This is a genomic window from Pseudoalteromonas sp. 2CM37A, from assembly GCF_023161885.1.
In the GTDB taxonomy this organism is placed as follows: Bacteria; Pseudomonadota; Gammaproteobacteria; order Enterobacterales; family Alteromonadaceae; genus Pseudoalteromonas; species Pseudoalteromonas atlantica.
On sequence record NZ_JALNTJ010000003.1, the window covers coordinates 219,514 to 243,709 of the forward strand.

At 42.1% G+C, this 24,196-nt stretch carries 20 protein-coding genes; 8 read left to right on the forward strand and 12 right to left on the reverse strand.

The window, feature by feature from the left end:
- Positions 1-85: 85 nt before the first annotated feature.
- The 3 genes from MTF68_RS08370 to MTF68_RS08380 are packed head-to-tail and all read right to left on the reverse strand — an operon-like array spanning position 86 to position 3,577.
- Positions 86-1,285: an AGE family epimerase/isomerase gene (locus MTF68_RS08370; RefSeq protein WP_248462226.1), complete on the reverse strand. Its 1,200-nt coding sequence runs from the start codon at positions 1,283-1,285 to the stop codon at positions 86-88.
- Complete coding sequence (locus MTF68_RS08375) at positions 1,282-2,259, reverse strand: carbohydrate kinase (RefSeq protein ID WP_248462227.1); 978 nt, start codon at positions 2,257-2,259, stop codon at positions 1,282-1,284. The genes MTF68_RS08370 and MTF68_RS08375 overlap by 4 nt, the downstream gene beginning before the upstream one ends.
- A 16-nt stretch (positions 2,260-2,275) precedes the next feature.
- Complete coding sequence (locus MTF68_RS08380; protein WP_004587937.1) at positions 2,276-3,577, reverse strand: trehalase family glycosidase; 1,302 nt, start codon at positions 3,575-3,577, stop codon at positions 2,276-2,278.
- Between the two features lie 196 nt (positions 3,578-3,773).
- Between MTF68_RS08380 and MTF68_RS19760 the strand changes: the two genes are divergently transcribed.
- The 4 genes from MTF68_RS19760 to MTF68_RS08400 all read left to right on the forward strand — a co-directional run bounded on the left by MTF68_RS19760 (position 3,774) and on the right by MTF68_RS08400 (position 10,464).
- Positions 3,774-6,215 carry a TonB-dependent receptor gene (locus tag MTF68_RS19760; RefSeq protein WP_154944984.1) on the forward strand — a complete coding sequence of 814 codons (2,442 nt, stop codon included), beginning with the start codon at positions 3,774-3,776 and terminating at the stop codon, positions 6,213-6,215.
- Positions 6,216-6,400: 185 nt separating this feature from the next.
- On the forward strand, positions 6,401-7,981 hold the full coding sequence (locus tag MTF68_RS08390; protein ID WP_054982291.1) for a sodium:solute symporter: 1,581 nt from the start codon (positions 6,401-6,403) through the stop codon (positions 7,979-7,981).
- Between the two features lie 10 nt (positions 7,982-7,991).
- Positions 7,992-9,233, forward strand: a complete 1,242-nt coding sequence (locus MTF68_RS08395) for a DUF4147 domain-containing protein (RefSeq protein WP_248462228.1) — start codon at positions 7,992-7,994, stop codon at positions 9,231-9,233.
- 73 nt (positions 9,234-9,306) lie between these two features.
- Positions 9,307-10,464 carry an ROK family transcriptional regulator gene (locus MTF68_RS08400; RefSeq protein ID WP_248462229.1) on the forward strand — a complete coding sequence of 386 codons (1,158 nt, stop codon included), beginning with the start codon at positions 9,307-9,309 and terminating at the stop codon, positions 10,462-10,464.
- 106 nt (positions 10,465-10,570) lie between these two features.
- On the opposite strand, the gene MTF68_RS08405 is transcribed toward MTF68_RS08400, so the two are convergent.
- The 3 genes from MTF68_RS08405 to coaBC form a co-directional block, all read right to left on the reverse strand.
- Positions 10,571-13,330 (reverse strand): prolyl oligopeptidase family serine peptidase, encoded by a 2,760-nt coding sequence (locus MTF68_RS08405; RefSeq protein WP_248462230.1) that lies wholly within the window; start codon positions 13,328-13,330, stop codon positions 10,571-10,573.
- 158 nt (positions 13,331-13,488) lie between these two features.
- Positions 13,489-14,076, reverse strand: a complete 588-nt coding sequence (slmA, locus tag MTF68_RS08410) for a nucleoid occlusion factor SlmA (protein ID WP_004587943.1) — start codon at positions 14,074-14,076, stop codon at positions 13,489-13,491.
- A gap of 97 nt (positions 14,077-14,173) precedes the next feature.
- Positions 14,174-15,367: a bifunctional phosphopantothenoylcysteine decarboxylase/phosphopantothenate--cysteine ligase CoaBC gene (coaBC, locus tag MTF68_RS08415; protein WP_004587944.1), complete on the reverse strand. Its 1,194-nt coding sequence runs from the start codon at positions 15,365-15,367 to the stop codon at positions 14,174-14,176.
- 144 nt (positions 15,368-15,511) lie between these two features.
- Here coaBC and radC point away from each other — a divergent pair, with 144 nt between their 5' ends.
- The 3 genes from radC to rpmG all read left to right on the forward strand — a co-directional run bounded on the left by radC (position 15,512) and on the right by rpmG (position 16,860).
- The gene (radC, locus tag MTF68_RS08420; RefSeq protein ID WP_024033348.1) at positions 15,512-16,186 is read left to right on the forward strand and encodes a DNA repair protein RadC; all 675 of its coding nucleotides are present in this window, start codon (positions 15,512-15,514) and stop codon (positions 16,184-16,186) included.
- 270 nt (positions 16,187-16,456) lie between these two features.
- Positions 16,457-16,693, forward strand: coding sequence for a 50S ribosomal protein L28 (rpmB, locus tag MTF68_RS08425; RefSeq protein ID WP_004587946.1), 237 nt, complete (start codon positions 16,457-16,459; stop codon positions 16,691-16,693).
- An 11-nt stretch (positions 16,694-16,704) separates the two neighbouring features.
- The gene (rpmG, locus tag MTF68_RS08430; RefSeq protein WP_004587947.1) at positions 16,705-16,860 is read left to right on the forward strand and encodes a 50S ribosomal protein L33; all 156 of its coding nucleotides are present in this window, start codon (positions 16,705-16,707) and stop codon (positions 16,858-16,860) included.
- Positions 16,861-17,052: 192 nt separating this feature from the next.
- On the opposite strand, the gene MTF68_RS08435 is transcribed toward rpmG, so the two are convergent.
- Positions 17,053-18,021 (reverse strand): class 1 fructose-bisphosphatase, encoded by a 969-nt coding sequence (locus MTF68_RS08435; RefSeq protein ID WP_248462231.1) that lies wholly within the window; start codon positions 18,019-18,021, stop codon positions 17,053-17,055.
- Between the two features lie 155 nt (positions 18,022-18,176).
- On the opposite strand from MTF68_RS08435, the gene MTF68_RS08440 reads away from it, so the two are divergent.
- Positions 18,177-20,606, forward strand: coding sequence for a zinc-dependent metalloprotease (locus tag MTF68_RS08440; protein WP_248462232.1), 2,430 nt, complete (start codon positions 18,177-18,179; stop codon positions 20,604-20,606).
- A 46-nt stretch (positions 20,607-20,652) separates the two neighbouring features.
- On the opposite strand, the gene mgtE is transcribed toward MTF68_RS08440, so the two are convergent.
- From mgtE to hpf, 5 genes are all read right to left on the reverse strand, one after another.
- Positions 20,653-22,011 (reverse strand): magnesium transporter, encoded by a 1,359-nt coding sequence (mgtE, locus tag MTF68_RS08445; RefSeq protein WP_004589080.1) that lies wholly within the window; start codon positions 22,009-22,011, stop codon positions 20,653-20,655.
- A 259-nt stretch (positions 22,012-22,270) separates the two neighbouring features.
- Entirely contained in the window at positions 22,271-22,543 is a 273-nt protein-coding gene (locus MTF68_RS08450; protein WP_004589081.1) for an HPr family phosphocarrier protein, read from the reverse strand.
- 40 nt (positions 22,544-22,583) lie between these two features.
- Positions 22,584-23,429 (reverse strand): RNase adapter RapZ, encoded by an 846-nt coding sequence (gene rapZ / locus MTF68_RS08455; protein WP_004589082.1) that lies wholly within the window; start codon positions 23,427-23,429, stop codon positions 22,584-22,586.
- 19 nt (positions 23,430-23,448) lie between these two features.
- A complete protein-coding gene (locus tag MTF68_RS08460; protein ID WP_004589083.1) occupies positions 23,449-23,901 on the reverse strand; it encodes a PTS sugar transporter subunit IIA in 453 nt (150 codons plus the stop codon).
- 4 nt (positions 23,902-23,905) lie between these two features.
- Positions 23,906-24,193: a ribosome hibernation promoting factor gene (hpf, locus tag MTF68_RS08465; protein ID WP_004589084.1), complete on the reverse strand. Its 288-nt coding sequence runs from the start codon at positions 24,191-24,193 to the stop codon at positions 23,906-23,908.
- Positions 24,194-24,196 lie beyond the last annotated feature (3 nt).

Sequence of the window (24,196 nt, forward strand, 5' to 3'; positions counted from 1 at the left end):
AGGCGTAATCATTTAGGCAAAAAAAACCGCCAAAAAGGCGGTTTAAAGGTCTACACAACACAATTAAATGTTTTACCTTATTGGGTTATTTTAATAACGCCAACACATCAAAGCAGGCACCCATAGTATGGTAATCCGTTTTACCAATTGGGCTTTTCATAGTATCTATTTTTTTGTTATCTACGGTTAAAATTCTAAACCACGCACCGTATTGATGATCAACTAAGTGCTGCCACGAGTACTGCCAAATTTTGTCATACCACTGCTGGTATTTTTCATCCCCTGTGGTTTCATAAAGGTAGGCCGCACAACACAGTGTTTCGGCTTGCACCCAAAAGTACTTGTCGTCATCGCATATGCTTTTATCTGGCGCAAATCCGTAACAAATACCGCCGTGTTGTTTATCCCACGCAACGTCTATTGAATTATCAAATAACGCTTGAGCGCGCTCAACAAGCCAAGTTTGTGGCTTATGCTTATTTAAAAACATTAATAGTTTTGACCACTCAGTTTGGTGACCTGGCTGAAAACCCCATGGGCGAAACAAATTTTTAGGATCGTCTTTGTTATACTCTAAATCAACCTGCCAATTTATATCGTAGTGCTCCCAAATAAGCCCACCCATTAAATTAGCTTGGCGATTAACCATGTTATCAGCCAGTGTGAGCGCGCGATTTAAAAATAGCTTATCTTGAGTTGCTTCATAAGCGGCAATAAGAGCTTCGCACGTATGCATATTGGCGTTTTGCCCGCGATACGGATCGCACTTAGTAAAATCATTGTTGTGCTGATCTTTATATAAACCCGCTTTTGCATCCCAAAAATGCGTTTCCATTGTTTGAAATGTATCGTTTAGGTATTCGCGTGCCTCTGTAACACCTACACGGTATGCCCAACTGTAGGCTAAAATCACGAACGCAAAGCCATAGCAGTGGTTGGTATCATCAAGTACAGTGGCGTTACCTTGCTCAACACTTAATAACCAATTGTAACCGCCTGTTTGCTCAACAAAGTGGTGCTTACGAATAAACTCAATACCCGATTTAACACGGTTTAGGTACTTTTCGTCATTAAAGGTTTGGTACGCACGTGCATAGTTAAATACAAACCGAGTAGAGCTTACTAGGTGGCGAGTTTGCTTATCAAATACCTCACCATTATCCGAAAAGTTTTGGTAAAAACCGCCGTGTTCGTCGTCTATGTTTGGCTCGTAAAACGCCAGCGTATCGGCAATATGTTGTGTTAAAAATTCGCGGCTTTTAAAGTTATCAGGTGTGAGGCTCATAGTGCGCTCCTAAAATCGTTAAGCGATTTTTCGTTAGGAAGAGACGTAAATGCCCCTTTGTAAGATGCTGCATGAGCACCACATAACGAAGCAAATTCAAAAATAGTTGTTAGTGTTTCGGGGTTATTGCAAAGCTTACTAAAAGAGCTAGGTGTGAGGTTTTGTAAGCCTAGTTGATACAGCAATCCACCTACAAACGCATCTCCTGCGGCGGTAGCATCAACCATAGTAACCTTTTTAGGGTGAAGCGTTTGCTTGGCATTTTTGGTATACCAATGCATCGGGTTGCCTGCATCGGTAACCACAAATAACTCACAGCCATTATTGAGAGTGTCGGCTATAAATTCTTCACCCGTTTGCTCACCCGCTAAGTATTCAAGCTCTTCTTTAGAGGCTTTAATAATAGAGCAGTGTTTTAACAGGGGTAAAATGTGTTCACGCGGGTTAGCATTACTAGGCCATAAGTTGAGGCGTAAGTTAATATCAAAACTGACAATTGAGTTATTTTGCTTGGCAAATTCAACCCCATACGCGGTGGTTTTACGTATGCGCTCGTCGGTTAAGGTATTTGAGCAAATATGAAAGATATCGCATTGCTCAAACCATTCACTGCTAAAGTCACTATTAGTAAAGTGCAGATCGGCGGTGTTATCACGGTAAAACTCAAACGTACGGTCGCCGTCCTTATCAAGTGATACAAACGCAAGGGCGGTTTTCGCTTGGTCGGTAAAGCGCATAAAGTCGGTTTTTACGCCTTGCTTTTTTAAGGCGTTATGTAAAAAATCACCAAAGCTGTCGGTGCTTAGCATGCCAGCAAAGTAGGCGTTACCACCTAGCTTTGCAATAGCTACGCTTACGTTTGCAGGCGCACCGCCTGCAAACTTAGTAAACGCTTCGTGCTCGCTGTTGTTTTGGCTTAATTTATCAGAGAGTAAATCAACCAATACTTCACCAAAACATATTGTGTGTTTCATAATGCTGCCTTAGTTATTAATCAAGTAGCCAATGCAGCGCAATAGCGGCTGTCCATGAGAAATCTTTACCACCACAGCCAGCGCCTGTTTCTGGGTTAAAATATTCGTAGTAACCCGATTTAAGCACTAAATCGCGCGTGTCGTCCTGAATTTTATCAGCCGTGGTTACAAACCCTGCTTCTTTAAGGCCGATGGCTATCATCCAGTTAATGTGTAACCAAATAGGGCCGCGCCAGTAACGCTGTGGCTCGTATTTTTCTTCTTTAGGGTGGGTAGATGCCACACTAAATTGACTCGACTCAATAAAATCTTCTGTCGCGGTATTAATAATACGCGTTTGCTCGTCAGTTGTTAAACCAGCATAAACGGTTAGTAGTGCCGCCGATGTTTTAACTTTAGCTAGGCTGTTGGTTAACACGTTTTTACAGTAAAAGTATTCGCTTTGCTCACACCATAACGTGTTAATTGCTGTTTGAGTAAGTTCTAGACGCTGTGCTAAATAATCGGTACGTGCATCGTTTAAACCGAGTTGTTCACCCATTTTGAGTAAATCTTTTGTCGCACGGTGCAAAATAGCAATAATACCTAGGTCGTTCATTTTGTACGGGCAGGTTTCGTAAATTACTTTGCTATCAAAATTGTTACGTTTAAAAAAGTCTACTAGGTATAAGAAACGGTCGTACTCGCTTTTATGCGGGCGCTGCGACGAATCAACATGGCTGGTGTCGCGGCGGGTGTATTCCCAATCAACACCAGGTACAGCTTCAAGGGCATCATCCCACGATGGGCTGTTATCCATACCCGATTCCCACGGATGATAAGTGACCACTAAGCCTGTGTTTTCAGGATCGCGGTCGTTGTACCACCATAAATGGTAATCAACAACTTGAGAAAATAATGCTTTAACTTTTTGCTTTGCAAGGGCTTTATCTTGTGCGCTGGCAAGCATTTCTTTCATCACTGTTGCCACAACGGGTGGCTGCGAAATAGACGTACTTTTAATTTTTTTATCAGAGCCCCACACATCTGGACCAGGGAAGTAGGTAGTTGAATCCTTATGAAATAAGATATGTGGCACCATGCCATCATCCCACTGGCCTGAAAATAACACATCAATTTCTTGCCACGCACGGCTCTCGTCAGACTTCATCCACCCTAGGGCTGTAATCGCTGAATCCCAGTTCCACTGAAACGGGTAAAGGCCATGCGTAGGGACGGTATAGCCACCTAAATCGTTTGCTATAAGTGTTTTAGTAGCAAGTTCTGTAAGCGATGCCGCTGTGGCTGCATCAAGTTTACCGTTGATTGTAGTAGTCATATTGGGTGCTCTTTGTGTGTTATCTTCGATTTGGATAATATTAAAGCACTCATTATGGGTTGTAAATGTTTTTTTTCTGTGCTTAAATCCTGTTCGAAGTAACAAAAAACTAACATGTATACTTGATTATTTCGCACTTACTTAGCCACACTCTGAGTAATTACACACAGACAACTAGCACAATTGGAGAATACCCGTGAATAAAACTACGATCGCCTCTATTGTATCTTTATGCCTCACACAAGGCGCGTTTGCCGCAGAAGAGACTGCGCCAGATACAGCAAAAAAAGAAAATAACGTTGAACGTATTATCGTCTCTGGTACCAGCAAAGGACGCGTTATTTCAGATACCCCACAGTCAGTAACCTCTATTAGCGAAGATGAGTTAATAAAGCTTTCATCAAGTAGCCAAGCAGATGTATTACGTTATATCCCTGGTATTAAAGTAGAAGGGGGCGGTGGTGAGGTTGGAACAAACCTACAAGTAAGAGGCTTACCTTCATCGGGTCAGTTTCAGTTTACGCCACTGTCGTACGACGGTTCACCTAGTTTGAGTGTTTTTGGCTTAAACTCATCGGCGTTTGATGTGTACTACCGAAACGACTTAGGTATTGAGCGTGTAGAGTTTGTGCGTGGCGGTGTGTCTAACTTATTTGGCCAAGGCTCTGTAGCGGGTATTATTAACTATATTTCTAAAACGGGCAGCGATGATCCGCAAAGTACTGTGCAAATGGAGCTTTCTGATCAGGGCCGTACCCGTTTAGATTTTGCTACAAGCGGGCCGCTAAACGAAGATGGCCTTTATTATGCGCTGTCAGGCTTTTACCGTTACGATGAAGGCCCGTTAGATACAGGGCTTGAGACTAAAGGCACTCAGCTGCGCGGTAATATTCGTAAAGAATTTGATGACGGCTCTGGCTCATTTACTGTGTATGGCCAATACATTGATGACCAAGCACAGTTTTACCTGCCTATTCCGCTTGATGGCGACAGCCGCGAACGCTTAACTGGTAACGATGGACGCGAAGTGGAGTCATTACAAACTGCTAATGTGTCTAACCTCTCTTACGATACTGCCAATGGTCGTTATGAATCGCCAATTAGTGATGGTGTGGTAACTAAAGGTGGCTCTATTTCAGTGGTGTTTGAAAAAGAGCTCGCTAACGATTTTGCTATTAACATGCGCAGTAAATACGCAAAGTACCAACACGAATTTAATCTATTTTTAGATGGCGACGGTATTATTAATGTACCTGAGAGCCAAGAAGAGTTTTTAGCTAACCGTGGCTTAGGTGATGTAAGCGATGCAGCGTTTACTTACACTGCATCGGGGCAGGCACTGGCAAGCGATGACTTATTATTTGCTAACCGTATTTTAGATAGAGACCGCCCAGCAGAGGATTTCTCTGCCGAATTTAATATTGTTAAAAGTATTTTTGTTGGCGATTTTAGCCACGATATTACCGTAGGTACGTTTTTCTCTCACAGTGAAGCCGATGACGATAACGTTATTACGACCTACTTGGGGGAATTTAACAATAACCCAGAACTGGTTGATTTAACGTACACCAATGCCGATGGTGATGTTGTTCAGTACACACAAAATGGTATTAGTGGCCCAGGTATTTCTTACACCAACCAAACAATTAGCGCTACCCGCCGTGCGCTTTATGTAGCGGACCAAATGGAAAGCGATGATTGGATTATCGACTTTGGTGTTCGTTATGAAGAAATTGACGGCAAAATTAGCCGTGAAGGCAGCCAAGTTGTACAAATTTCTGATGATCCATCACTTGCGCCTAATTTACAGGTAAACACCACAGGCAGTGGTGTAATGACTTACGGCGAAGTAGACACCTCTGAATTTGCCGTATCGGGTGCAGCGTTATACCGCTTAACCGATAACTTAAACGTATACGCGAATGCATCTCGCGGGTTTTTCTTCCCAGAAATTAGAGGGATTCAGTTTAATGATTTAGGTGAGCCTGCCAGCTACGAAGCCGAAATTGTTGAACAAGGCGAGCTTGGTATTAAGTTTTTTGATAACGACTTTAGCGGTAGTATCGCGTTATTTAGAACCGACTTAAAAGACAGACGCAGCGTAGACTTTGTTAACGATGGCAACGGTGGGGTATTAGAGCTGCCTGTTATGCAATCAACCAAAGCAACGGGTGTGGAGCTTACGGGTCGCTACGATATTACCGACGAGTGGGCGATTGATGCCAACATGACCTACACTGACCACGAATTTACTGAGTTTGACTCAGACCCTTCTATTATTGGTAACGAGTTACGTCGTAAACCAAAAGTATTATTTAACTCTTCTATAAGCTACACCGCAGATAATTGGGATGCTGCTTTGTATCATAACTTTACAGGTAAAAACTTTGCTAACGATGCAAACTCTGTAGAGCTTGATTCATTCCACTTGTTTAGATTTGATGCGGGTTATAACTGGCAAATCGCCCCAGAGCAAACCGTACGTTTAAGCGTAGGGGTATTTAATTTGTTTGACTCTGATGGTGTTACCGAAGGCTCGCCGCGTTTAGGTAATAGCCAAACGTCAGACAATCCTTACTTTGTAGGCCGTCCAATTCTCCCACGACGCGTTACATTTAGAGTCAAATACGACTTTTAAATAAATGCTTTACGCCTATTAACCTGTTTTGGGGTTAATAGGCTTTTTGCATTGTGATGCATTTTTCAGCTAAGTTAGCGATAGGCTTGTTTTTAGGGACTGTTTTAGAAGTAAGCATGTAGCTGTTTAGTTTTTTATTTTTGAGAAGGCGCTGTGTTTTCTTAATGTGAATACGCGAAATAATTATGAATATATTAGATTTTTCAATAGTTGCTCTTTACCTTGGTGCCTTATTGGTAATGGGGTTTATGCTACGCGAACAAACCAATAAAAGTGATTACTTTTTAGGAGGCAAAAGCTTAGGGTGGAAACCTTTAGCTTTGTCGGTAATGGCCACTCAGCTTTCGGCTATTAGCTTTATTTCGGCTCCTGCATTTGTTGGTTTGCGTGAAGGCGGTGGTATGCAATGGCTCTCGTATGAGTTAGGTGTGCCGCTGGCGATGATTTTAATTTTAGCGACTATTTTACCTAAGCTTTATAAAAGCGGCATTGTAAGTATTTATGATTACTTAGAAATGCGCTTTGGTCGTTCTACCCGTGTGCTTATTAGTGTGGTGTTTCAGTTTAGCCGCGCATTTGCCACCGGTATTATGATTTATGCGGTATCGCTTATTCTCCAAGGCACCATGGGCATAGAAGCATGGCAGGCCATTGTGCTTACCGGCGTGATCACGGTGCTATATTCACTGCAAGGCGGTATGAAAGCCGTAGTGTATGGTGATGCAATTCAAATGATCATTATTGTACTAGGTACTATTGCTTGTATTGGCTTTGGACTTTATCACTTAGGTGGGGTTGATACCTTTATTGCTAATGTTGATTCGAGCCGATTAGAAGCCATAAAATTTGATTCGTTTGGATTTAGTGGCGATGGTTTTGGCTTTTTACCTATGATTTTTGGTGGTGTGGTGCTTTACGCCTCTTACTATGGGTGTGACCAAACACAAGCGCAACGTGCACTTAGTGCAAAAGATCCTAAAAACTTACGCTACATGATTTTAGCCAACGGCGTAGTACGTTTTCCTATTACTATTTTATATTGTGTGTCGGGCTTAATTGTAGGCACACTGGCTATGAGCAATCCTGAGTTTTTAGCCAAAATTCCAGCCGATAACCCAGATTGGATGATGCCAATCTTTATTTTAGATTATTTACCACATGGCTTAATTGGTTTATTAGTGGTGGCTATTTTATCTGCGGCTATGTCATCACTTAGCTCTGCTATTAACTCGCTTTCGGCGGTAAGTATTGAAGACTACAGCCGTATTTCAAATAAAGAGCTAGACCAACCAACCTACTTAAAATTGGCTAAATACTTAGGGCTTATTTGGGGTGCAATTACGTTAATTTTATCGCTTTATGCCGGTGATATAGCGCCAACTATTATTGAAGCCATTAACAAAGTAGGCTCGTTATTTTATGGCCCAATACTGGCGGTATTTTTAATTGCCGTAGTTAGTAAGCGCAGTGCTGCGCTGCATGCAAATATAGGCCTAATTAGTGGTGTGTTAATTAACTTGTTGGTGTCGGTATTTGCGCCAGACGTATTTTGGTTTTGGTGGAACTTTATTGGCTTTGTGGCCACTGCGGTGATTACCCTTACGACAAGCATTGCGATTCCACGCGAAGTAAACGAGGTTGCTAAAGCGCAAAACGCTGAGACTATCTCAAACTCAATTTTAACCGGTAAAGATATCGTTATGCTGCTTAGCATGTTTGTTGTGATGGTATTAATTTGCCTTGCTATTCCATCAATTTTTTCGTGAGCGTTAACCCATGGATTCTAAAAAGTCATTTTTAATCGATTTATTTACCACGGCGGTAAATGCCTGTAAACCCAGTGCGTGTATGAGTAAGTACTTGGAAAATATAGATGCCAGTAATGGTTTATGTGTGGTGGGCGCCGGTAAGGCCGCCGCCGAAATGGCCGCAGAGGTTAACCGTTTTTATGGTGATAAATGCTTTGGTGCGGTAGTGACACGTTATGGTTACGAAAGTGCCGGCGACACTGGGCGCATTAAAGTGCTTAGTGCTAATCACCCAACGCCAGATGATAACAGCTTAGCAGCAGGTAAAGAGTTATTGGCGCTTGTAAAAAATAACCCGGCCGATATTCCTATTTTGTTTATTATATCAGGCGGCGGCTCGTCGCTTATGTGTTTGCCGGTAGATGATGTACCGTTTGAGCAAAAGCAGGCGCTTAATCAGTTTTTACTTAAAAGCGGTGCAAGCGTTGATGAAATTAACATTGTGCGCAAACAGCTCTCGCTTGTTAAAGGCGGTAAGTTAGCACAAGCGGCTAAGTCGGATTATGTCACGCTGATTATTTCGGATGTAGTAGGGGATAAGCCAAGTGATATTGCATCAGGCCCCACAATTAGCGATAACAGCACTAAAGCTGATGCGCTGGCTATTTTACAAAAGTACAACTGGCCGGTTATTAACGAAATTGAAGCGTATTTATTAAAGCCTGAGCAACCACGCGCGGCTGATACCCAAGGCAAACACTTTATTGTGGCTAATGCCCAGCACGCGATTGACAGTGCTATTGATGTAGCGCAGCACCAAGGCTGGGATACGCAAGTACTTGGGTACGACATTCAAGGTGAGGCAAAAGAGGTTGCCCGCGCACATGCTAAAATAGCCCTTGAGCAAAAAGCGCAAGGTAAGCGCGTTATGTTGTTCTCTGGCGGTGAGCTTACAGTAACGGTAGCCGATGTTTATGGCGATGGTGGCCCTAATCAAGAGTACTTAATGGCATTGGCAGAGGCGCTTAACGCCGAGGCTGGTATTTATGCCATAGCGTGTGATACCGATGGTGTAGATGGCAGTAAAGATGTTGCCGGTGCGTATATAAATAGCAGCACGATTGCGCGCGCACTTGATGCTGGCGAAAACTTACACGCTCAGTTAGAAGGCCATAATAGCCATCAGTTTTTTAAAGCCATTGATGATTTAATTATTACTGGGCCAACCAATACTAACGTTAACGATTTTAGAGTGATAGTGATTGAGTAGGCGGGCTCGCCTACTTGTTCTTTAAAGTGGTTTAACGTAACCTTGTGCTCCAATTTTATTAGGGTTAATAGCTATGTTTTCGCTAAATAACAGTAACTTATTACGCTCAGGATTTGAGCTTGGAAAAGGCGATAAACTTTTTCAAGACATTGAACGTGATATTATTAAGGTGGTGTTTTGGGAGCAGTGCGTAACACAAAGCCATATTGTGAGCGCCACCCGAATTCCGCAGCAAACTGTCTCGCGTTTACTTAAATCGTTAACTCAGCATGGCGTAATAATGCAAACCGATACGCTAATACCTAATAAAAAGGGTAAGCCTGGGTTTGGTATTGCGCTTAACCCCGAATACGGCTTTACCTTTGGTTTAGCTATTTTGCTTGATGCTATTTCTATAGCGGTTATGGATTTTACCGGCAAAGTTATTTACACCCATATGCAGCTTATGTCAGACATGAGTATTAATAACGTGCTTAAAAGTGCGCAAAAGCTGGTGGACGATATAAGCGCAGAGCATAACATTGCGAGCGAAAAAGTACTGGGAATGGGCGTGGGTATATCGGGCTTTTTTAGCTCTATGGACGGGAAAATGAATACCCACCATATGCTAGAGGAGTGGTCGCAGGTTGATATTATCGATATTGTCTCTAAGCATTTTCAACTCCCTACGTGGGTGGTGAATGACGCCACAGGCGCCGCCGCTGGCGAAGGGGTTGCAGGTATAGGCCGCGAGTATAAAAACTTTGTTTATATGTTTGTCTCGGCGGCATTTGGGGGCGGAATCGTAAATAACGGCGATGTACTGCGCGGTACTTACGGTAATGCTGGCGAGCTTGGCGATATGTTACCGCCAAAGTTATACGCTCATCCCAATTTAGAGTTACTGAAGCGTATTTTGAAAAAAAATGGTGTAGCGGTTGATTCAATTTACGATCTGCACGATAACTTTGACCCAGAATGGCCAGGCGTTGAAGAGTGGCTATTTAAAGTTCAAGACTCGTTTGATTTAGTAGCAACTTGTTGCTCGGCGCTATTAGATGCAGAAGCCATTATTATTGGCGGCCATATACCTAAAGAGCTGGCCGAAAAAGTAATAGCGCGTACTGAGGTTTACGCACAATTTAGACGCGGTGCTAAACGCCCAATGCCTAAGCTGGTGGTCTCAAACATTAATAACTTTCCGGTCTCCATTGGTGCAGCCACTTTGCCATTTAGAGAGCTGTGTTTGTAGCTTAATAATAGAAACTTTAAAACAAAAAGCCGATATTGATTTATACAATATCGGCTTTTTTAGTATTTAAACCTACTCCTTAACTAAGTGTTATTGCGAATGGGTTTTACTCTTCAACGAACGGTTCACCTTCTGTCATCCACTTAGCTGCTGGCTTGCCTTTTAAGTAATGGTCAAAGTACTGCATCATACGCACTGAAAAATCGACCTGATTAGGAAACTTTTTCAAATGATGTGGTTCACCTTCGTATTGTAAAAAGGTGGCGTCTTTACCCGCACGGCGCAGGGCTAAGTAATATTGCACGCCTTCGTGCCAAGGCACTGCGTCGTCTTTGTCTCCAAACATAATTAAAATAGGGGTATTTACTTTATCGGCAAAAAACACTGGTGAGTTTTCGATGTATAGCTCGGGTGCTTCAAATAAATTTTTACCTATGCGGCTTTGTCCTGTTTCGTACTGAAATTGACGCGCAAGGCCCGACTTTAAACGTATGCCGCTGTAGGCGCTAGTCATGTTTGATACCGGCGCGCCCGATACAACCGCTTTAAACATATCTGTTTGAGTGATCATAAACGCACTTTGATAACCTGCCCATGAATGCCCTTGTAGGCCTATTTTATCAGGGTCGGCAATGCCTAGGTCTATAAGCTTTTGCGTGGCGTTGATCATGGTTTGCGTTGACGATTTACCTGGGTGGCCTATTTCAAAGCGAATATCAGGTAAAAAGATTGCATAACCATTTGAGGTAAACATAGGGAAGTTAGGACGATGATTTAGCTCCATTTTAGGAAAATCATACATGCGCTGGCTCATATAGCGGTAAAAATACACAACAACGGGCACTTTATCGCCTTTTTTGTAGCCTGCTGGTTTAATTAATACCCCTTGTAGGTCTTCGCCATCAAAGCCTTTGTAGCTAATTAGCTCTGGCTTTTCGCCCCAGGAAAAATCCGCCATTTGTGGGTTTAAGTTGGTAACTTTTTTAGGTGCTGTAAAGTTAAAGTCGCTTTGGTAGTAATCAGGAAACTGATGATAGGTTTGCTCGGTAAATAGGTATTTATCGGCATGTTTTGCCTTTTTAACTACATCAATACGTTTTTTGCCACTCAATACGTTAGTAACCGTTTGTGAGGCTAAATCAAGCTTGGCTACTTCACGTTGCTTTGATTGTAAGTTAACGGCTGATACAAGTAATGTATCGTTTTGGGCAAAGCCTACGTGGTTTTTATCAAGCTTAATAACGCGATATTGCGTATTGCTTGGTTTACCATTAGTTAAACGCTCAGCGCGTTGAGTGTTGACATCAAACGCCCAAATATCGTATTTGCTATAAACCAATACTTGGCTGCTGTTATTTAACCAACCGGCAAACCCATAGCCAGGTTGCGGTGATGGATAGTCGTGTTTGTCATCGGCAAACGTGGCATTAATAGCTTTGCTAAGGGCGGTAACTTTGTTGGTTTTTAAATCTTTAAGTTGTACTTGGCTTTGTGCAAAGTATGCAGCGTAGCGCCCATTAGGCGCAAGGCTTGGTGTAAACGGTGAGTTTTTAATAATGGGAGTTTGCTCACCAGTATTGATGTTTATGCTGTAGTAGTCGGCAAAAAAGCCACCGTACATAATTTTTTCTAGGTGGGCTTGGTTAGAATAGCCTAATACACTTTGGCTACGATTAGTGTTAAGCGCTAAATCGCTGACTTTTTCATTGCTTAGTTGTACTGCTTTTTGGCTTTTTAAATGAAAAACAGCGCTGTAATGGCGATTTTTATTAACCTTGTTCCACTGTTGTTCTTCTCGTGGTTTTATTTGGGCATCGTTGTTGTGCCACACGTTTAGCGCTTTATGTTCACGAATCGTGTCAAAGTCATACAGTGATGCTTCGTCGGTGTACTCTTTTGCTTTTATTTTAGCGGCCAGCTTTGGGTGGTTTTCAAAATATAAGCGCTCGCCATTTTCAGACCAGCTAATCGATGCTGTTTTACCTATTACCCACTCTTTATTAGGGGAGTCGATGGTGCTAAGGGTGTTATTTTGCCAAAGCTTTAGAGAGTATTGCCTGCGACGCTCATCATCGTTTACGTAGTTACCGAGGTTAAATGCGGCTATTTCTTTATCAGGGTGCCAACTAATTGATTGTGCAACCACGCCTGGCTCATCAATTAATACGCTTTGCGCAAAGTTATTATTAAGTTCAAGCAGTACAAGCTGATTGTTGTTGCCATCACTAAAGCTTTGGCTGGCAAGTAGCTGTGCGCCACTTGGGCTTAGCGCATAACTAAATACATTATTTAAGCTGTGGGTGGTGCTGTTTTTTAAGTTTATTATTACTAGCTCAAAGCTTTTATCTTTTTTATCTGGTGTGATAGCGCTTTTTTCTTCGCTGTTATCTTCAGTAGGTGTGTCTTTTTCTGCTTTTTTATCAACTCGATAAGCAAGCCACTGGCCATTGTTACCTAAAACATAGTCTTTTACGTCGGCAAATTGCTGTTTTTCGCCGGTTTGGGTATTTACTAAAATGAGGTTGTTTTTAAGTGATGACTTTTTCTCGCTGGTCTCTTGCTCAAGCAGAGTGGGTACTTGTGTAAATGCCACCCAATTAGCCGCTTTGTTAATAACGGGCTTGGTGCCGCGCTCCACGGTGCTAATGAGGGAGTTTGTTGTTAAGTCATAAACTTGCCCATTTGCATTGCCACGGTAGGGTTTAACACTAAAGCTGAGGATTTTACCATCATCTGAAAGTTGGGTGCTTTTTGCGTATTTAAAATCGAATACGTCTTTAAATTCTAATGGCTTTTGAGCCCAAGCAGCCGGGCTCGCTAAGCTTGCAAGCAGTGCTGAGCTTAAAAAGGTGAGCGTTGTTTTCATTATTGATTCTCGTTTTTCACAGTACTTTTAATGTAATAAGTATTGTAGCGAGTTTGGTTTATATTTCGAGCGGATCAGATAAGCGGTATAAGAAAAGGGACGAAAGGGTTAACGTTAGCGCGAAAAACTAGCGCTAACGGTAAAATAATAAAGTAAGGTTATAACCAAATTTTTTGTAGTTCAGGCCATTGTTTTTCAAATTGCGAACTTGGCTTTACTTTAAAGTCGCTGCGCACAAACTGGTTCATTTTACCTTCAACATAGGCTAGTAAAAAGTTAGCAAGGGTTAGTTCATCGCTTTGAAAAGTTTTACCTTCACGAAGTTTGCGCTCGCGCAGTACTTGTTTAAATTGCGTTTCTAGCTTTTCGAACAGCCCTTGTACACGTTCGCGTAAACGCTCTTGCTCGCCTTGTAGGGCGTCGCCGGTAAGTATGCGTGTAATACCTGGGTTTTTTTCTGCAAACGTTAGTAGCAACAACAAAATATTATAAACGCGTGTTTGGCTTTCTTTTTCGTTTTCTAAAATAAGGTTAATGCGCGATAAAAGCGTGTCTTCGATAAACTCTATTAGGCCTTCAAACATGCGTGCTTTACTTGGAAAGTGACGGTAAAGCGCAGCTTCAGACACGCCCACTTCAGCAGCAAGCTTTGCAGTTGTAATCCGTTGTCCTGGGCTGGTTTCTAACATTTGCGCGAGGGCTTGCAGTATTTGCTCTTTGCGATTACTTCTTTTTGTCGCAGGCATGAACCTTCCTTTTTTATTTGTTATTTTTAGCTGCTAATCATTTTTTGTTCAAATGAGTGGCTTATGTTAATGTTTTATTCAGTTTGTTTCCAGCACTTTATAGTTGCTTGGCAAGTTGTTTAATTACCTCAAGAGCAATGCGTGTTTTACTATTTACCGCAAGTGCTAACTGCTCATTTTGCCAGTAAAGTGTTAAAGCATTGTGATCGGAATTAAACCCTAAACCACTTTGCGATACATCGTTAGCGCAGATCATATCGAGATTTTTATTTTTAAGTTTACCCTTTGCATAGCTCTCCACATTTTGCGTTTCAGCAGCAAAACCCACAGTGTAAGGGCGGTTTTGCGTTAAGTTTGCCACGGCGGCTATAACATCGGGGTTTTTAACAAGGGTGAGGGTAAGCTCATCGCCTTGTTTTTTCATTTTTTGAGTCGCTACATTCGCCGCTCTATAATCGGCTACGGCTGCACAGCCAATAAAAGCATCAGAGAGTGGGGCATAGGTTAATGACTCATTTAATAGCTGCTCAGCGCTTTCAATGTTTATTAAATTAACGCCAACAGGGGCTTTGATAGTGACAGGCCCTGAAATTAAATTGACATGAGCGCCAAGCTTTAAAGCGGCCTCAGCCAGGGCAAAGCCCATTTTTCCAGAGCTGTGATTAGAAATAAAACGTACAGGGTCAAGCGGCTCGCGGGTTGGCCCTGCCGTAATTGTAATGGTTTTACCTGCTAATAATTGCGGCTGCTCTGTGGCAGTGCACAAAGCCACAAGCTCATGCGGCTCTAGCATACGCCCAGCTCCTACATCGCCACAGGCTTGCTCACCTTTGCCAGGGCCCCAAATAAGTACATCACGTGCTTTTAAAGTGGCTAAATTTGCTTGTGTTGCAGGGTGTGCATACATTTGCTGGTTCATTGCTGGGGCTATTGCTACTTTTGCTGGGGTTGCCAGTAATAGCGTGGTAAGTAAATCATCGGCTATGCCGGCGGCCATTTTGGCAATGGTATTACTCGTTGCAGGCGCGACCAAAATTAAATCAGCCCATTTGGCAAATTCTATGTGGCCCATTGCGGCCTCTGCTGAGGGGTCAAGTAATGAATCAGACACCATTTCACCACTCACCGCTTGCATGGTTAATGGGGTTATAAAATGTTTAGCTGACTCGCTCATAACTACTTTTACTTCGCAACCTGCCTCTTTTAAGCGCCTAACGAGCTCGGCACATTTATAGGCCGCAATGCCGCCGGTGATGCCAAGTACGATTTTTTTGTTTGTTAAGTTAGTCATGAGTGTTTTTTGCTTGAGTGTATATGCAGGCTAAAATAACAAATCTTTGTGCTTTGAGCTAAGTTTTTAGGATTAAATAATCAGGCTAATTTTAAAAATTGCATTACAGTTATAAGACTGTTTTTTAATCATCAAGGATGAATAATGCAATTAACATCGTTACCTAACTCACTTCGCCCACGTGAAAAACTCATTGCAAAAGGCCCTAAAGCATTGACCGATGCTGAGTTATTAGCGATATTTTTGCGTACGGGCTTACCCGGTATGAATGTGATTGAGCTTGCACAGCACCTGCTTAACGAAAACAAAACATTGCATAATTTATTTAACGCCAGCCAAGATGAGTTTTGCGCACAAAAAGGGTTAGGGATGGCAAAATATGTGCAATTGCAAGCGGTGCTTGAGCTGAGCCAGCGTTACATGCAGGAGCGTTGCCAGCGCGATGCGGTGTTTAATTCACCAAATGCGGTGTATGAATATTTAACGCTGCAAATGCGCGGGCTACAGCAAGAAGTGTTTATGGTGCTTTATCTTGATAGCCAAAACCGTTTAGTAAAAGACGAAATTTTGTTTTATGGCACGATAAACTCAGCCAGCGTTTACCCCAGAGAAGTTCTAAAAGCGGCCTTAAAAAATAATGCTGCGGCCATTATTTTGGCACACAATCACCCAAGCGGGATTGCCGAACCAAGCCAAGCAGACAAACTTATCACTAATAAATTACAACAAGCACTGCAATTAGTAGACATAAATGTGCTTGATCACATCATTGTGGGAGGAGAAACGTGTGTTTCTTTTGCACAGCGAGGCTTGATTTAAGGTTGCTTGATGAATAAGTGTGTTAAAAATGAGCGGTTTGGACGGTTTTAGCAAATTAGTTTAATTTAAATGCAGTTTTTACTTTCCCTAAGGGCATTCGATCTTTATAATTAGCCGCTATCAAATTTACATATGAGCTGGTTGGATAGATCAGTATTTGATCTTTGCCTGTAAAAGCTGTATAAAGAGCGCCCTTCGATTTATCTAGGGCACAAATACATGGCCTTAGGTTAAATTAAGCTCGAGCGAAGTTATTGGAGATATATAGACATGTCTAAAGTATGTCAAGTTACAGGTAAGCGTCCAACGGTTGGTAATCACCGTTCACACGCGAGAAACGCGACTAGACGTCGTTTCCTACCTAACCTACAAACACACCGTTTTTGGGTTGAAAGTGAAAAACGTTTTGTAACACTACGCACTACTACTAAAGGTATGCGTATTATCGATAAAAAAGGCATCGACGCGGTACTTACAGATATCCGTGCTCGCGGCGAAAAAGTTTAAGGAACTGAATCATGCGCGATAAAATCCGTTTAGTTTCAACTGCTGGTACTGGTTTTTTCTACACTACCGACAAAAACAAGCGTAACATGCCTGAAAAGATGGAAATCAAAAAGTTCGATCCTAAGGCTCGTAAACATGTGATTTTCAAAGAAGCTAAAATCAAGTAATTTAGTTTTCTTTCAGAATTGTAAAAACCCAGCTTATGCTGGGTTTTTTGTTTTTAGCACTTATCAATATTAAACAGCCCCTAAAATATTTTATTAAATCAACAGATATAATTTAGGCATAAAAAAACCTTGCAGGTAAAACCCACAAGGTCATTATTTTTACAGCTTACTGTGCCGGCAATAGCAACTAATTTACTTATGATATCCCAAGCACGTTTCTACTTCGTTTTTAGAGCCTAATATTACCGCCACACGCTGGTGGATTGCATCGGGTTGAATATCCATAATACGCTCAGTACCCGTAGAGGCGATACCACCTGCTTGCTCAACTAGCATAGCCATGGGGTTGGCTTCGTACAGTAAACGTAGCTTATTAGGTTTGTTTGCATCTTTGGTGTCGGTTGGGTAGGTAAATAAACCACCACGGCTAAGTACACGGTGCACATCGCCAACCATAGCGGCAATCCAGCGCATGTTAAAGTTTTTAGCACGTGGGCCGGTATCGCCAGCGAGTAAGTCATTAATATAGTTTTGCATTGCTGGCTGCCAATGACGCTGGTTTGACGCATTAATGGCAAATTCGTTTGTATCAGCAGGGATAGTGGCAAAGTCTTGTGTTAGTAAAAAGCTACCTTGGGTTTTATCTAGCGTAAACATGCGTGTGCCTTTACCTGTAGTAAGTGCAAGCATAGTTGATGGGCCGTAAAGCACGTAACCTGCAGCAACTTGTTTGTGGCCTGGCTGCATAAATATACTTTGATCGGCGGCATCTGAGCCTTCTGGGGCTTCCATAATTGAAAATATAGTACCCACTAGCGAGTTAATATCGGTATTTGATGAGCCATCAAGCGGGTCAAACGCCACAATGTATTTAGCTTCTTGGTTGCCAGCTACTGTGTAGTCTTCCTCTTCTGAGGCGATGGCTTTAACTGACCCAGACTCCAGTAAAATATCTTTTAAAAGCTGATTAGATAATACATCGAGCTTTTTTTGGGTTTCACCTTGAATGTTTTCATCAAGCGTTGAGCCTAATACGCCAGAAAGCGCACCTTGGCCAACACGAAACGAAATTTCTTTACATGCTGCTAAAATGGTTCTAATTAACGATAAAAGTTCTCTAGGACAACCGTCTTCTAGTAATACTGGTGGGAGTCTACGCATTCTATTTTCCTGATAACGTGTACTAGCTAATCTAAATGTGAGAGAGATTAACTTAGTGCGCTGAATTTCGTCTTAAATACCTGTATTGTTTAAATAGCACTGTAATAATGGTGCCACCTAATTGTACTTAAAACGCCAATAACAAAGATAAGATTATGAAAAAAATACCACTAATAAGTTACATATTCTTTACTGTGCTGTGCTCTATGATAACCCAAGCGCACGCAGCAATTAAGCCTATAGATGAATTTACTGCGCAAATGAATCACTTTCCTGGGTACTTTTCGTTTTACTACGATACTCAAAACGGCAAAGTGTTTTTAAAAGTAGATAAATTAGAGCAGCAATTTTTGCTTCAGCAAAGCTTACCCTATGGAGTTGGCTCGAATGATATAGGCTTAGATAGAGGCCAACTTGGTAACACGCATTTAGTTCAGTTTGAGCGTTTTGGCGATAAAGTAATGTTGCGCGCGCTTAATACATATTATCGCGCTAATACCACTAACAAAGCTGAGCAGCAAAGTATTAAAGAGGCCTTTGCATCCAGTATTTTAGCGGGCTTTAAAGTGGTAGCGCAAAGCGAAAAAACGCTCCTGATTGATTACACACCTTATTTATTAAGCGATGTGCACGGGGTAAGCCGTACGCTTGCAGCGCGCAAGCAAGGCAGCTTTAGCCTTGATGAATCACGCAGCGCTGTGTATATTAATCGCTCAAAAGCGTTTGTAAAAAATACCGAGCTTGAAGCAGTATTAACGTTTAAGGGTACTAAACCAGGTAAATTTGTGCGCCAAGTAAGCGCCGATGCATACGCACTTACTGTACATATGCACCACTCACTTATTAAATTACCTGATGATAAATACACGCCACGTAAATTTGACCCGCAATCAGGGTATTGGAGCATTGAGCATAAAGACTATGCAGCCCCCCTTGGTGAATCTATGTTTGTGCGCTATATACCGCGTCATCGCTTAGCTAAAAAAGATCCAAGTTTACCGATTAGTGAACCCGTAGAGCCCATTACTTATTACCTAGACCCTGGCGTGCCTGAGCCGGTTAAAAGCGCGTTACTTGAAGGCGGTAAGTGGTGGAATGATGCCTTTAGCGCAGCAGGCTATAAAAACGCATTTATAGTCAAAGTATTGCCGAGCAATGCTGATCCTATGGATATTCGCTATAACGTTATTCAGTGGGTGCATCGTGCTACACGTGGATGGTCTTACGGAAGCTCTGTTATAGACCCTCGTACCGGCGAAATACTCAAAGGGCATGTAACACTAGGCTCATTGCGTGTACGCCAAGATATTTTAATTGCAGAAGCCCTCGGTGCGCCTTATTTAAAAGGTAACGAGCCGGCTAAAAACTTACAGGCAATGGCACTTGATAGGATTCGCCAGTTAAGTGCACACGAAATTGGCCATACGCTGGGCATTGCACATAACTTTGCAGCCTCGGTGGGGGATAGAGCGTCGGTTATGGATTACCCGCACCCATTACTTAGCTTTAACGAGCAAGGCGAGCTTGATGTAACCCGCGGCTATGCAAGCGGTATGGGCGTATGGGATACCCAAGTTATTAAATATGGTTACAGCGACTTTACTAATCAAGATGAAAGTGCTGAGCTTGCAGCAATATTAAAAGAGAACAAAACGAAGGGCCTTGAGTTTATATCTGATAGCGACGCACGCGCAAAGGGCGGGGCACACCCTACAGCGCACTTATGGGATAACGGTACTAACCCAGCGCAAGAGTTACTTAGAGTGCTTGATGTACGTAAAAAAGCGCTTTCGCAATTTGGTATTAACAACATTAAAACGGGCGATGCACTCTCGCAGTTAGAAGAAAAACTCGTGCCGCTTTATTTATTTCATCGCTATCAAGTAGAGGCTGCAGTTAAGCTAATTGCGGGGGTTAACTACGAATACGAAACACGTAACGACTCACCTGCTAAGGGCGCACAAGTGGTTGCAAAAGCGCAGCAGCAAGCGGCGCTTAGTGCTATTTTAACAACATTAAAACCGGCTAATTTAATTTTGCCTGAGTCGGTGTTAGCGCTTATTCCGCCAAAAGCGTATGGCGAGTCTAAATCGCGTGAAAGCATAACAGGGCGTACGGGTGTAACACTTGATGCGATGGCCTTGCCAGAAGTAGCTGCGCAGCATAGTTTATCGTTATTATTAAACCCACAGCGTTTAAATCGTTTAGCTCAACAACAAGTACGTAATTCTAATTTTTACAGCTTAGATGAGCTGTTAGAGCAGCTTTACAGCCAGGTGTTTAATGTGTCATCACCTAATACAATGAAAGGCAAAATCACCCAGCGGGTGCAATTTTTAACTGCAAAAAATATGGCTGATTTAGTCACTAGCGACAAGGTAAGCCCAGAGGTGCAGGCGCAGTTACGTTTCTACTTGGTAAAATTAAGCAAAGAGTACAATCAAAACTCAATGTTAAGTAATACCAGTGTAGGAGAAAGCGCGTTTAAACAGTATTTAGCAGAGCAAATAAAACAGTTTTTAAAAGTAGGTAAGTGGCCTGAAAACTTCAGTGGTTTACCAATGCCACCGGGCTCACCAATTTAATTATATGTTTTAGTGTGTAGTGGCTACTTAACCTGAGCTCAGGTTGCTAAATAAGTAGCCACGTTGCGGTGCCTAAAAAGGCAAAAATACCGACAATATCAGTCACCGTTGTAAGTACAACACTACCGGCAAGTGCAGGGTCTATATTCATTTTTTTCAATAAAATAGGAATACATGCGCCAGCAACACCAGCCACTACTAGGTTCATAAACATCGCAAATGCTAGCACGCCGCCAAGCATAAAATCCCATTGCCAAAGCGCAATTACACTGGCTATAAGTATTGACCAAATAACCCCGTTTAATGCGCCTATCGCCAGCTCTTTAGCCATTAAAAATCGTTGGTTAGTTTGGTTAATATGGCCTACGGCAATACCGCGAATAACCAGAGTTAAAGACTGGCTACCTGCTACACCACCCATTGAGGGAACAATGCCATTGAGTACAGCTAAAATAGGTAATATATCTAAGGTGCTTTCAAAAAAGCTGGCCACGAAGGCGGCAGCTAAGGCTGTGAGTAAGTTAACGCCAAGCCATACTGAGCGTTTTTTTGAGCTTTTTAAAACAGGTGCAAAGGTGTCTTCTTCATCATCAAGACCGGCAAGGCTTAATAAGCTGTGCTCTGCATCTTCACGAATAACATCAACAATATCATCAATGGTGACACGCCCAAGCAAGTGGGCGTTATCATCGACTACAGGGGCCGATATCCAGTTATGGCGCTCAAATAACTGAGCAACTTCACTTTCATCCATCGAAATAGGGATAGACTCACAGTCTTCATCCATTAAATCTTGAACAATTTTTTCAGGCGGATTAGTTAACAGTGTACTAAGTGATAATGCACCTAAAAAACAGTTATGTTTATCAACAACGTATAAATCATCGGTGCCCTCTGGCAGCTCACCGCGTAGCCTAATATAACGCAGCACAACATCAAGTGTAACGTCTGGGCGAATGGTCACCGTATCGGTGTTCATTAGCGCGCCTGCAGAGCGCTCTTGGTAAGATAAGGCCTGTGTAGCGCGTTCGCGGTCTTGCGTATCCATAGCGCTAACCACATCTTTGTACACGGTATCAGGTAGGCTACGTAGGACTTCACCTAAATCATCGTGGCCCATATCCTCAGTGGCCGCGGCAATATGCTCAGGTTCCATTTGTGCAATGATACCTAAACGTACATCTTCAGAGAGCTCTTCTAGCACATCCCCTTGCACATCTGGGTCAACCAGTTGCCAAAGCATGCGTCTAATTTTATGCGGAGAGGATTCAAGCAGCAGTGCTGTATCACAAGGTGCTGTTTTTGCTAGCATGCGTCTTACTTGAACAAATTGCCCACTATTAAGTGATTTAGTCACTTGTTTTAGTTGCTGTAGTGGATAGTCTTGTTCAAACGCTTCTGGCATTGGCATCCTAAATATTTTTGTGTAATGGAAAGGTGTTTAGTAAGTGGAGTTGCCCACTGTTATTTTCTTTATTTTTTGTGCTAAACCCAATGCTGGGACTAAATTAGTGTTTAAAATTAAGTAACCAAATTTAGCAGGGGCATGGCTTTATTAGCCTAAATTAAAGCACTAAATTAGGCGAGTCGGAATACCCTAATTTACTAAATCTCTATAGTCTGGCCAGATAAGTCTTTAACTTATAAGGCTATGGTGCTTTAAATTATTCTTGTTCGTTAAATCGTTGTGCAATTAATTGCCCAACCGCATGCAAAGCTTGCTCTGAATCAGGGCCTTCACAGACTACTTTAACTTCTTTACCTTTACTGCTTTCAAGTAGCATTAAAGCTAATACGCTGTCGCCTGCGGCTTCTTTATCATCTTGGTGTAAGGTGATTTTAGCATCAAACTGCACAGCTAATTGCGCAAGGACCGTTGCCGCTCTGGCGTGTAAGCCTAATTTATTTTTTATTAAAAATGTGTCTTCACAGCGCATAAATTACTATACCTAAACTGAACAGGTTATTATTTTAAGGTTACTTTTCTTGCTCACGATGACGAATTTTGACATTCGGATGCGTCATAGCAAAGCTCTCACCAATGGCTTGCGCTAAATAAACCGAGCGGTGTTGACCACCAGTACAGCCAATTGCAATAGTGAGGTAACTACGGTTATTACGCTCTAAGTGTGGCAACCAAGTTTGTACAAAGGTTTGAATTTGCCAAGTGAATTTTTGCACTATGCTGTGATTTGCCAAAAAATCTTTTACTGGTTGATCAAGGCCCGTAAGCGGTTTAAGTTCAGGCTCCCAGTGGGGGTTTGGCAAAAAGCGAGCATCAAAAACATAATCAGCTTCTTTAGGTATGCCGTGTTTAAAGCCAAACGATTCAAACGTTACAATAAGTTGCTTATCTTTTTTACCCAGTATTTTTTCGCGAATTGACTCTGCTAATTGGTGCACACTTAAATCGGTGGTATCAAGCATAAAGTCAGCGCGCGTTACGAGTACATCAAGCAGTTCTTTTTCTTTTTTTATTGCTAAATCAAGCGGCAGTGAATCGATGGATAAAGGGTGTAATCTGCGTGTTTCTGAAAAACGTTTGATCAGTGTTTGATCATCACTATCTAAATAAAACAGTGTGGGTTTAGCAAAGTCAGGAAGGTACTCGAGAATATCGTTAAATTCGTCTTGTTCTTTGGGGATATTACGAACATCTATACTAACGGCTATTTTGTCATAGTTATCTGAAACACTTCGCACTAAAGAGGGCAGTAAGTTGACCGGAATATTATCTACGCAATAATAGCCTAAATCTTCAACCACGCGTAAAGCAACCGACTTACCTGAACCAGAACGGCCGCTTATGATAATTAACTCCATTTATAGCCCTTAGTATTTACTACGATTGATCAACAATTACTTGATACAGCTCTGCATCGGTTTTAGCACTACGCAGCTGTTTACAAAATTCTTTGTTGCTCAGTTTATCAGCTATGGTTGCCAGAGTCTTTAGGTGCTGTTGGTTATCGCCATCTGGTACGATGAGTGCAACAAAAATATCAACAGGGCAGTTATCAATAGCATCAAAGTTAACAGGCGTGTCGCTAACAAGTACTAAAGCCAGCGGCTCTTCTACGCCACCCATTCTGCCATGAGGAATGGCGATCCCCCGGCCAATGCCTGTACTGCCTAGCTTTTCTCTGCTTGCCAGCGCATTAAGAATATCTTGTTGTGGTAAGTAGGGGAGCTTTTCATGAGCAAGCTCACTGATAAACTCTAAAATTCTTTTTTTACTACTAAAAAGGACCGCAGCTTTGCTGCAGTCCTGGCATACTAATGTACTTAATTTCATAATATTAGTGTCTAGCAAGCTTCTCTTTATGTTTTATGACTTGACGATCGAGCTTGTCAATCAACGAGTCTATAGCGGCATACATATCTTGGTGCTCTGTTGAGGCAAATAAATCTGCGCCACTTACATGAATAGTCGCTTCTGCTTTTTGGTTGAGTTTTTCTACATCGAGAATGACATGCACATTGCTAATATGATCTGAGTGCCTTTCTAGCTTTGCAAATTTATTATTTACATAGTCTCTAAGTGAATCAGTTACTTCTACGTGACGACCAGTTAGGTTTAGTTGCATAAG